The organism is Edaphobacter flagellatus (assembly GCF_025264665.1).
Taxonomy (GTDB): domain Bacteria; phylum Acidobacteriota; class Terriglobia; order Terriglobales; family Acidobacteriaceae; genus Edaphobacter; species Edaphobacter flagellatus.
The window spans coordinates 1150386-1161770 of the sequence record NZ_CP073697.1; the positions used below are offsets into that span (position 1 = coordinate 1150386).

At 56.6% G+C, this 11385-nt stretch carries 9 protein-coding genes; 1 reads left to right on the forward strand and 8 read right to left on the reverse strand.

Annotated features, from left to right (window positions below):
* Window positions 1-61: 61 nt before the first annotated feature.
* The 8 genes from gmk to KFE13_RS04740 all read right to left on the reverse strand — a co-directional run bounded on the left by gmk (window position 62) and on the right by KFE13_RS04740 (window position 10588).
* Window positions 62-724 (reverse strand): guanylate kinase, encoded by a 663-nt coding sequence (gmk, locus tag KFE13_RS04705; RefSeq protein WP_260706019.1) that lies wholly within the window; start codon window positions 722-724, stop codon window positions 62-64.
* A gap of 56 nt (window positions 725-780) precedes the next feature.
* Complete coding sequence (locus KFE13_RS04710) at window positions 781-1680, reverse strand: YicC/YloC family endoribonuclease (RefSeq protein WP_260706907.1); 900 nt, start codon at window positions 1678-1680, stop codon at window positions 781-783.
* Between the two features lie 2 nt (window positions 1681-1682).
* On the reverse strand, window positions 1683-3554 hold the full coding sequence (locus KFE13_RS04715; protein WP_260706020.1) for an ABC transporter ATP-binding protein: 1872 nt from the start codon (window positions 3552-3554) through the stop codon (window positions 1683-1685).
* A gap of 63 nt (window positions 3555-3617) precedes the next feature.
* Window positions 3618-4535 (reverse strand): RNase adapter RapZ, encoded by a 918-nt coding sequence (gene rapZ / locus KFE13_RS04720; protein WP_260706021.1) that lies wholly within the window; start codon window positions 4533-4535, stop codon window positions 3618-3620.
* Window positions 4536-4649: 114 nt separating this feature from the next.
* Complete coding sequence (gene hpf, locus KFE13_RS04725; protein WP_260706022.1) at window positions 4650-5276, reverse strand: ribosome hibernation-promoting factor, HPF/YfiA family; 627 nt, start codon at window positions 5274-5276, stop codon at window positions 4650-4652.
* A gap of 86 nt (window positions 5277-5362) precedes the next feature.
* Window positions 5363-7051, reverse strand: a complete 1689-nt coding sequence (rpoN, locus tag KFE13_RS04730; protein WP_260706023.1) for an RNA polymerase factor sigma-54 — start codon at window positions 7049-7051, stop codon at window positions 5363-5365.
* A gap of 223 nt (window positions 7052-7274) precedes the next feature.
* Window positions 7275-8003, reverse strand: a complete 729-nt coding sequence (lptB, locus tag KFE13_RS04735; RefSeq protein ID WP_260706024.1) for an LPS export ABC transporter ATP-binding protein — start codon at window positions 8001-8003, stop codon at window positions 7275-7277.
* The gene (locus KFE13_RS04740) at window positions 8000-10588 is read right to left on the reverse strand and encodes an LptA/OstA family protein (protein ID WP_260706025.1); all 2589 of its coding nucleotides are present in this window, start codon (window positions 10586-10588) and stop codon (window positions 8000-8002) included. The genes lptB and KFE13_RS04740 overlap by 4 nt, the downstream gene beginning before the upstream one ends.
* A gap of 97 nt (window positions 10589-10685) precedes the next feature.
* On the opposite strand from KFE13_RS04740, the gene KFE13_RS04745 reads away from it, so the two are divergent.
* Window positions 10686-11333, forward strand: coding sequence for a hypothetical protein (locus tag KFE13_RS04745; RefSeq protein ID WP_260706026.1), 648 nt, complete (start codon window positions 10686-10688; stop codon window positions 11331-11333).
* Window positions 11334-11385: the final 52 nt, after the last annotated feature.

Genomic DNA, 11385 nt, shown 5'->3' on the forward strand with positions numbered 1-11385 from the left:
TGCGTCTGAATGTATCGCCAACGTCCAAAAATCGCCACTCAAAAATCCGGTGGATAACTGCTTATTCCCCAAAAGCCCCAAGAACAGCCTGCAGCTTCGCCGAAGCCGCATTCGTTCTGCAACCTTTCGCCAGCTCCTCGATTCCGTCGTCGCGCAATCCGCGCTCGTACAGCACCACGGCGCGCATCTCCGTAACAGCCTCATCCAATACATCATTCACCAGCGCGTATTGATAATCCCAGACCATCTTTAATTCGCCTTTAGCCCCGTTGAGCCGCTTCTCGATGATGGTTTCCGCAGTCATATTTTCTGCCGCGCTTCGATTCCTAAGCCGACGTTCCAGCACCTGGGGACTCGGTGGCAGGATAAAGATAGAGACAGCCTGCGGCATTTTTTTCATCACCTGCAACGCGCCCTGCACATCAATATCGAGCAGCAGGTCTTTCCCCAGGTCTTTCGCGTGCTGCAGCGCCGAAACCGCCGTGCCATAGTAGTTGCCGAAGACCTCGGCCCACTCCAGAAAATCGCCAGCCGCAACCATGCGCTCGAACTCTTCGCGCGTCGTGAAGTAATACTCGCGGCCGTTCTCTTCCGAACCACGCGGTGCTCGCGTCGTGTATGAGATTGAAAAATCCAGGCCCTCAACCAGCGTCCTGAGTTGGCTCACCAGTGTCGATTTGCCTGAGCCCGAAGGCGCCGAGATAATAAACAGGATTCCTGCCATCTGCTCCGATTTAACCCATTAGCCAGCTTGTTGGAATACCTTCAGTGTAACCGTTGCTATTCGATGTTCTGCACCTGCTCGCGCGCCTTTTCAATCTCTGCCTTAATCTCCAGCCCGAGCTCCGTAATACGCAAACTGTTATCGCCTGCCGCCGCACCCGTCTTCGAAAGCATCGTATTGGCCTCGCGATTCAGCTCCTGCAAAAGAAAATCCAGACGCTTCCCCAGCTCACCACCCTCATCTAGCATCGCGGTAAAACGATCGATGTGCGTCTTCAAGCGCACAATCTCTTCTTCAACATCGCTTTTCTCTGCAAGCACGGCTGCTTCAGAGAGAATTCTCTCGTCGCTCACTGTAACACCGTCAGTCAACTCCGCGAGGCGCGTCCGCAGTCGCTCAAACTGGGCCTCGCGCACCCCATTCCGTAAGCTCGCCATCTCGTCGGCAAAGATCCGCAGCTTTTTCATCGAAGCACGCAGCTCTGCAACCAGTGCAGCGCCTTCCTGCGCGCGAACAATATTCAACTTCTCTATCAGCGCAGGCATCTCTGCCATGACCGCGGCATCGAGATCGGCATTGCCCTCAACGCCTGTTGTCGTCTCGGCAGTCATTACCCCAGGAATGCGCAACAATGAGTTGAGATCGGGTTGATTCGGCAGGCCATACATCTGTGCAGCTTTGCCAAAGGCGTCAACATACGCACCCAGCAGGTCGGCATTCAGTTCGATCAGAGCACTCGACTTCCGCTCTACCTGCAGGGTGACCTCAATGTGACCTCGCTTCAGCGTCTCCTTCAGCAGCCGGCGCATCTGCATCTCGAGTGCATCGCAGTACGACGGCAGGCGCATATGCAGGTCCAGAAAACGATGATTCACGCTCTTAATAGCGAGCGAGAAACCCGGCTTATCATCTGCCACACCACGCGCGCTCGCAAATCCTGTCATCGAATAGATCACACTCAAGCAAAACCCTCCGGAACCACGGCCTGTAACACTGCACCGTTGCCTGCCACATCATCCTCGCCAAACTGCATGTCGTAAAGCCTGCGATAGGTCCCGGAACGCATCATCAGTTCCTCATGCGTTCCCATCTCCGTAATTCTTCCCTGCTCCAACACAGCGATCTTGGTCGCTCGGCGCACCGTCGATAACCGATGTGCTATCACGAAAACAGTACGGCCCTGCATAAGATTGGCAAGCGCCGCCTGTACATACTGTTCGCTCTCCATATCGAGTGCGCTCGTAGCCTCATCCAGAATCAGGATCGGCGCATTCTTCAGAATGGCGCGAGCAATCGCCAACCGCTGCCGTTCGCCACCGCTCAGCCTCAACCCCTTCTCGCCAATCTTCGTATGATAGCCATCGGGCATCTTCATAATGAAGTCATGCGCCATCGCCATACGAGCAGCCTCTTCTACCCTTGACAGCGGAACATCCGGCTGGCCATAAGCAATGTTATTGCGTACCGTGTCGTTGAAGAGGACCGTCTCCTGCGTCACCTTACCAATCTGTTCACGCAACGAGGCAATCGTGACATCTCTTAAGTCATAGCCATCAATGGTGATCTTGCCTCCGCTGACATCAAAAAACCGCGGAATCAGATTCACCAGCGACGATTTACCCGCCCCGCTCGGCCCAACCAATGCAATGACCTCGCCCGGCTTTACGTCGAGATTGATATCGTGAAGAACCTCGGCCATCTCACCGTCTTCATCCACGTAACCAAAGGAGGCATTCTCAAAAACGATCCCTTTGCTGAACCCCTTCAATACATGCGCACGACGCTTCTCGCGAACGTCATCCTGCGCATCCATGAACTTGAAAATATCCTCGCTCGCACCCAACGCCTGCTGAAAGCTGTTATAGAAAAGTGCAAATTTACGCACTGGATCGTACAGAGTAAACACTGCCACCAGAAAGGCAATAAACGATCCCGCCGTCATTTCGTGCTGTAAAATTCTTCCACGCCCCAGCAGCAAAAGCAGCGCAATTCCAACCGATCCCAACGCATCCATCAGCGGTGAACTGATCGCCTGCACGCTAACCGACTTCAGATTCGCCCGAAAAAGCCTTCGCGCAGCACGGCGGAAGCGGTTCATCTCCCACAGCTCCATACCGAAGGCCTTCACAATACGATTCCCCGTAATCGTCTCGTGCAGGATGTTTTGTATCTCGGCCAGCTTGTCCTGTCCCTTACGTGTCGTCTGCCGCACCCGGCGTCCGATGCGCCTCGCTGAAGAGATCACTACGGGAACAAACAGCAGCAGCACCCAGGCCAGCTTGCCGCCAACCACAATAACAACACCTGCAGTGAACAGCAGCGTGAAAAACTGTTGCAGAAAATCGCCGAGCACGCTTGACATTGCAAACTGCACGCGTTCGATATCGTTGATCAGTGTCGACAGCAGAGTACCTGTCGTGTGCTTCTGAAAGAATGCCACCGAACGGCGCAGCACCGCGTTATAAAGATCATTCCGCAGGTCGGTGATCATGCCGAAACCGGCATAATTCACCAGGTACGTCCCCAGGTAGTCGCACACCGACTTCACCACCGCCGAAACAATCAGCATGTAGGCGACAACAGTCCACGCATTATGGAAGTGGTGCGGAACAAGAAACTGCAAACTTATCTCACGATGAAAATGAGGTAGAGGGAAATGCAGTACATTCTGCGTCGGAGCGTCAGGGCTGAGAACGTTATCGAAGATCGGCTTGACGAGAATAATTCTGAGAGCAGCCATCGCGCCGACCAGCGCCATCAAAAACACAGAAGCACCCAGATACAGCGCATAGGGCCGTACATACAACAACAATCGCCAGATGCGCCTCAAGCCGTCACTCTCCCGATCCTCACCTTATGGGCCATCTCACTATTTTAATGCGCCCGCCGATTTCTAGCGCGGCATATCGCGATGAGCTGTTTTGACGCGATACCCCGCAGCCGTCAGTCTCTTCTTCATCTCTTCCGCAATGAACACCGAACGATGCTGTCCCCCGGTACATCCGAACGCCACCGTCAAGTAACTCTTTCCTTCCTTGATGTAATGCGGCAACAAAAACTTGAGCAGATCCATTGTCTTATCCAGAAACTCTGCCGTCTGGGGAAAGTCGCGCACATATTTCGCAACCTTGGGATGCCGTCCCGTCAGCTTGCGAAACTCCGGCACAAAATGCGGATTTGGAAGAAAGCGCACATCGAAAACAAGGTCGGCCTCAGTCGGTATGCCGTTCTTGAAACCGAAGCTGTTCGACGAAATCGTCAGGTTGCGATCGCTCGATTCGCGCTCAAACTGTGCCCCGATATGCGCGCGCAGATCGTGCACCGTGAACTTGGTCGTGTCAAGAATAATGTCCGCGACGTTACGAATCGGGTCCAGCCGCTTCCGCTCAGCACGAATTGACTTCACAACTGTATCGGATCGGCCCATGGGATGTGGCCGCCGCGTCTCCGAGAAGCGACGTATCAACGCCTCATCGCTGGCCTCAAGAAAGAGCACGCGGGTCGGAAGAACCTTGCGCACTTTTTTAAGAATCTCAGGAAACTCCTCCAGCCGCATCCCTTCGCGCACATCGACCACCAGCGCAGCCCGCTCGATCTCAGCCGATTGCCTGACCAGATCCGCAAACTGCGGCACAAGCTCCAGCGGCAGATTATCCACCGAGTAGAAACCAAGGTCTTCAAATGTCTTCAGCGCCGAAAGTTTTCCTGACCCCGACAACCCAGTCAGAATGACCAGTTCGCCTACATCTTTCAACTCAGCGGTCTTCGTCTTCTCCGCCTTTACTGTCTTCTTTGCACCTCTGCGTGGCATGACTGGAATCCTATAGCATCCCCGCACATCGCAGAAGACCTGACGATGAAATAGAAACGCCCCGGACAGTTTCTTCACGAAGAACCGCCCGGGGCGACCATCCCACTCATCTATTTATGGAACTTCAATCAACTCCATCTTTCCGTCGCGCTTGCGATGGAGCACCATCGCCTGACCGCCGTGATCGCGAAAGACGAAGACCTCGCGATCACGGAATGCGGCTTCCTTGACAGCCTCCTCCAGCGTCATCGGACGCATCGCCACACCATCCTTCGAGCGCACCAGGTGAGGCTCAGCCAGAGGCGACTGCGAAGGAAATGTATGCACCAGCATCGGCACCGTCTTCCGCGCATCTCCGTTTCGAGCTGCGACCTTGACCAGTTCTGCTCCCACGGCGATCGCTTCTACCTCCTCAAAAACAGCGATCTGGCGCACGCCGTCCTTCGCATTGCGTTTGATCGTTGTCTTCCTCTTCGTGTGTTTGATCGCCTGTTTTTCCAGAGTCGCCAGCGCATCGCGAAGGGCCGTCTCCATATCGGTTGCTTCACAGGAAGCAACAAGTTTCAGGTTGCGAGTCTGCACGGTCAATTCAGCCGTGTGCCTGTACTTCTCGGTCGTCAGAATGATGTGTACGCTGCCCGCATTGCCAATGATCTTCGCTATGCGCTCCAATCCGGCCTCGGTCTGCGTCTTCAGTTTTTTTGTGATCGTCGTCTGTCTTCCGGTGTATTCCAGGTTCATCGGGGTACCTCGTGAGAGACATATTACGCCCGCACACCCTACAGGGCGAGGTACACAAGAATAACTTTTTGGGGAGACGACAGCTGCTAACGTACCCGGCGCTGATGTGTACTCGGGATCTGCATGTCCTCACGGTACTTTGCAACCGTCCTGCGTGTCACCTGGATTCCCTGCCGCTGCAATTCTGCCGCCAGATGATCGTCTGTCAGCGGCTTACGCGGATCTTCCTCTTCGATCAGCTTCTTGACCTTGCGCTTGAGCAGCACCAGCGGCAGATCGCCGCCCTCAGGTCCATTCACGCCTTCAGAGAAGAAGAAGCGAAGCTCATACACCCCCTGCGGCGTATGCACATACTTATTGGCGACTGCGCGGCTCACCGTCGAAGGATGCACACCGATCTCCTCGGCGACCTCCTTGATCATCATCGGCTTCAGTGCTTCGACGCCATGTTCCAGGAACTCCGTCTGTCGACGCACAATCACCTCGCACGTCCGCACAATCGTATTCTTCCGCTGCTCAATATTGCGCAGCAGCTGAATAGCAGACTTGTACCGCTCCTTCACATATTCCTTGACTTCCTTCTCCGTCTGCTTCTCCTGCAGCATCTTGCGATAGCCGTGATTCAGCCGCAGCGCCGGCATGTCTTCGTCATTGACGAGAACAACGTACTTATCGTCACGCTTCACGAACGCTACATCGGGCTCAATCAGCCTCGTCTCAACATGGTTATAACGCTGTCCGGGACGTGGATCGAGTGAGCGGATAAACTCCACCGCGCCCTGAACCTCATCCGCTTCGCGCCCACAGCAGCGCGTCAACTCACGCATATCCTTCTTCTGCAGCAGAGGCAGGCAGTTGTTGACGATGAACGAAGCAATCGTGAAGACATCGTCACGCTTCGTCTCCGAAGCCTCCACCGTTTTAGCAGCGTGGTTGCCATTCTTCCCCACAACAGACTGCTGCCTGCGCAACACCATCGCAGCTTCTTTCTGCTGAGCCTGAATCTGAATCGTCAGGCACTCCCGCAGATCGCGCGCGCCCACTCCAACCGGGTCCAGGTTATTGATGATAGCGCGGGCTTCGCGCACCAGCCGCAGATTCTCTTTGCCGTCCTCGGCGGCCGCAGCCGCTGCAACATCGATCTCTGCTCCCTGCTCTTCCGCAGCCTGATCTGTCTCCCAGCGTGCCTCACTCCCAAGCCGGACGCCACGCTCAAATGGAATGGGTTCCGGCGCCACTGGATTCAACGCGCCAAGAGCCCCGGCAAGCTCTTCATCACTCGCCGTCAGATATCCGTTTTCATCCAGATTGCCGACAACCAATTCGCACGCCGCACGCAGCTCAGGCGCAAGCGTAAGCGAACCAAGCTGCCAGACCAGGTGATCGCTCAGCGTGCTCGGCTGCGAAAGAAAATTCTCGAACGACGGCTTGTCGTACTCCTCAAAACTCGTCCCTGTCCGAAAGCCCGGATCGAGATATTCCTGAAAATAGGAGCCAAAGTCGATCTCATCAAATGGATCTTTCTCAGCCCGCTCACCTTCTGCAACCATCTCCTCGGCAGAGCGTTCCCGATCCCCTTCCATGCCCGCCCGCTCATCCAGCGAGACGCCTGTATCTTCAATCTCCTCAAGCACAGGATTTTCGACGATCTCCGTATTGATCATCTCCTTCAGCTCAAGCTTGTTCAGCGCAAGAACGCTGACCATCTGCACCAGACCAGGCGTCAGCACCTGGCGTTGTGAGACCTTCAAATTCAGCTTGGGTTGCAGCAGCACGTCTAGGAGTCCTCAATCCTTACAACACAAATTTTCTTTGCTTGATTAGACGCGTCGCTTCCACTCTTGCGACCGTCCGACACGTAGGGGGAGGGGCTTATCAGGCCACAGTCTACACGCCTCTTCCAATCTTAGGGCAAGTCTACCGCGAAGCTCACCACCGTACGCTCTCACGATCGTTGCCATCGTTACAACAGAAGTTGTATCGAATGTGCGGTTTAGATCAATCCATCGAAAACTTGTCACCCAGGTAGATTCTCCGCACCTCCGGATCACGGCCCAAATCCCCCGGCGTTCCGGTACGAAATATCTTTCCTTCGTTAATGATATAGGCCCGGTCGGTGACCGTCATCGTCTCACGAACGTTATGGTCCGTGATCAAAACACCGATCCCGCTCCGCTTCAGCCCAAAAATAATCTCCTGCAGATCAAGCACGGCAATCGGATCGATACCCGAAAACGGCTCATCCAGCAGAATGAAGGCGGGCTCGATCGCCAGGCAACGCGCAATCTCCACGCGCCGCCGCTCGCCACCGCTCAAGGCATAGCCGCGCGTCTTGCGAACATGCCCCAGATTCAGCTGTTCAATCAGCTTCTCCGTGCGCGTCCTGCGACCCTCCCAGCTCAACTGCTGCGTCTCCAGCACAGCCAGAATATTGTCCTCTACCGTCAATTTGCGAAACACGGAGGGCTCCTGCGGAAGGTAGCTGATGCCATAGCTCCTCGCACGCAGGTACATCGGCAGACGAGTAATATCGTGACCGTCAGCCATCACTTGACCGACATCGGGACGCACCAGCCCCACAATCATGTAGAAGCTTGTCGTCTTCCCGGCGCCATTCGGACCCAGGAGCCCCACCACCTCGCCCTGCTCGATCTTCAGGCTCACGCCACGAACAACCTCGCGGCCGCCGTACGACTTGCCAATTTCCTCCGTCGAAAGAGTCCTCATTTATCTCTCTTCACCCGTGTCTCGGTGTGGACCCTCATCCCGGAACCACCCTTATCTCCATTAGAAATCACTACACTCTCGTCCTCGGCATGAAACCGCAGTTCTGCTCCCGTCACCATGCCCCGCATCTGGTCAACAACACGAGGCGCTACCGCAGGCGTCCCCGTCAGCACGAACAATCCATCACTGGCCGTATAGACTAGCCGCGCCCCGGTCGCCTTTCTCCCTGGCTGGTCAATCTCGATGCCTTCGCTCACAACCACCCTGTCGACACTTCCTCCCAAAAATCCTGCACCCGCATCTGCTTTTTTCCCTGATGCTTTATTACCTGTCTTATCAGTAGACGCAGCTTGCAGGTATGCCGTCGCATGATCTCCGCGCATCAACCCGTCCGCACTCTCGACCTTCACCCCGCCTGTAAACTCAGCCGTCCGCGCCTCATCGGAATACACCATCTCACGACTTGCCACGCGCACCACGGATGGCGAGCGCATCGCGACACTCCCCTGGGCCGGATCCACCGTCTTCACATCCGCGGTTTTGACAAAGCCGGCTGCGTTCCTGGAAGACCCCGTACTGACCAGAACCGTATGCACCGCCATCGGCGCTCCCGCTCCATCCCCATGCGCCAGGAGCCTCCGCTGCTTCTGCACGAACTCCAGCACCGGAGCCTCCACTTGCGAGCCGGCCTGCCACAGCCGCGCCGGCTTCCCTGCAACTCCGTAAAAAATCGCCGTATCGTTAGCCTTCTTCAGATCAGCCCGCTGAGCCAGCACATGGACCACGCCGCTCTGTGCGTTCTGTTGATAGCTCACCTTCACCCCACCATCGGCCTGCGCATCACCCGTCTTCTGATCCATCGCAACACGGTCGGCCCACAGCGTTCCATCCTGATTTGCCATCTGCACTTGACCCGTCAGGGTTAACACCTGGTTGGAGCCGTCATAACTGGCTTTCAGCGCCGTCGCCCTGTCCGTCTGAAGTCCCCCCGTATCTCCCTTCGCAGCCGGGGTTTTTCGCGTCGCCACAACATGGCCCGTCAGAACGGCATTCGCAATCGCGCTTCCGCCTCCCTCAAACGCCGCGCCCGGGTTCTTCTTCGCAGACGTCTTCGTGCTGTTGCGAAAGTGGACCTCCAGCGCGTCGCCCGTACTCGTCTCGACAACACCCGTCTCGCTCACCCTCTCCAGCGCCGCGCTTCCATTCCCGGTCACTTCATCGATCTGAGCGTCTGCTCCCATAAAGCGCGCCGTCAGAACATCGGCGCTCATCGCGCTCTGGCGCTGTCCTTTGATCGATCCGCCAGCATCAATTACTTTCAGTCGCGCACTGCCCGTCGCCACCGCACTCCGCGGACGAGTCTTTCCGGCCGCATCCGTTGCCAGCCCCATCTCTACCGTCGCCGCGTTCAGCTCGCGATCACTCCACGCGCTCTTGTCAGGTTTCGCGCCCTTCGCTGAAGCCACCATCTGCACGCGCTCATTCAGGTGGACACCACCGCTCAACACAACCTTCTCCGCCTGGCCCTTCGCGTCGAAGCTCACCCTGGCCTCGCTCGAATCTCCTTTGGCCTGTCTTTGCTCGTCATCCACCATGTACGTCACATGCTCCATCATGTGCGCCGACTTCGGCCTTCCCTCGGGAGTGAGTAGCATCTCACCGCGATCAGCCGTCGTTCGCATGCCGTCGCCCGAAGCCACGGCCACTCCACCGTCACCATCCACACGGTCGATTCCACCATCGGCGCGCATTGCAACAACGGCATGACGAGCCTCTACCGTCTGCCTGCCCCCCTTGCCATCATCGCCATTCACCGTCACGTACTTCGCCTGCATCAGCACTGCCTTATGATTGACGCGATCGAGCTCTGCTCTCGTCGCATTCAGCAAAATCGGCTGGCCATGCTCCAGACCGCTGATACTCACCGCCGACTGCAGCACCAGCTGTCCTGAGTCCGCGTTATATTCCGCACCCCTCGCATGGCCCGTCAGGCCGTTGTACTCAAACTCAATATCCTGATCGGTCGCCGCCACTCCCAGCTTCTGCAGATAAACCAGGCCGCTCGTCTTAACGTGGATCACCTTCGGATCGCCACGCCCTGGTTCATCTTTATGCGCGGCTTTCAGATCGGCTCCCGCCGCATAGTCCATCTTGCCCGTTGAATCCTTCGTCGCAGGAGCCTGCAGATCGATGTGGACCTCGCCGACGGCCTTCACCACGCCTTCCGTCTGGTCCAGGCTGAACTCCTTGCCGTAGATACGGTCCACCCGCTCGCTCGTCTCCGATGCCCCCGCATCACCATGCCCGTAGACCGCGATTCCCACATCCTGCAACGTATATTTGCCGTCGTTGTGCTGAATCGCCTTGGCCGCGTGCACGGTAAAAACCGTCTTGCCCTTCACCGTCTGCGAGTAGGTAAACGAATTCGTCTCCTGCCGGATATCCGCGCCTAGCTTCTTCGGCAGGTCCGTCAGCAGCCGATGAGCCCGAAAGCGCGCTACGCCAAGAAAACCGGTAACGACAACTACCAGCAGGGCCGCGCCCGCCAGCAACCAGATTCGCAGCCTCTCTATCGAAACACGCATCGTAAGCCTATCTCTACTATCTTCTCACCCCGGCCGCCCATACAAAGAAATCCTCTCCCTCTAACTCACCGTCCCCATTCCCGAATAGACTGTCTCTATGGCCGATCAGCTCTACCTCAGCCTCTGGTTCCCCAACTTCCGCCTGGACTCGCTCCCCGCGGCCCTCGTCTCCGTGCTCCGCCAGTTCGCCCTCATCAGTGGCGAAAAGCGCGTTGCCGCCGCCAGCGCCTATCCCATCAGCTTCAGTGAGTCCCCCGTCTACCAGCGCGTCTACGTCAACGACGACCGAGCTCAGTCCACCGAAGATTCCATCATCGAAAATGCCGTTGCCGAAGCCACCGAACAGCTCCATGACGACATGGCCTACGAGTTCGAAATGAAGTGGAACCTCTGGCGTCCCGAGAACTCCGGCGGAGAAGGCGCCGCCGCGCTCGATCCCCTCTGGAAGCCGCAGCCCTCCACAGTCAAGATCATCGGCTTCGGCCCTGAGTTCGACCAGTCCACCTATGAACAGAACGGCCAGATCCGCGTCGACTTCGGCCTCGACACTCCCTGGATCATGGACGAGGAAGACGACTCCCTCGACGAAGAGGCGCAGCAGCATATCAAGCAGAACGTCGAGATGCTCCTCGCCTTCACCCTTTCCGTAGAAAAAAATTCCGGCATCTCCAGCCGCCTCCTCTGGACCGAGTCCGGCGAGCCACTCGCCGAAAAACTGATTGCCCGGTTACAGCGGCTCAACTGACACCCTATTGCCAATAAATCAAACTTTCAGCCAATAAAAATTTACTTGCTTG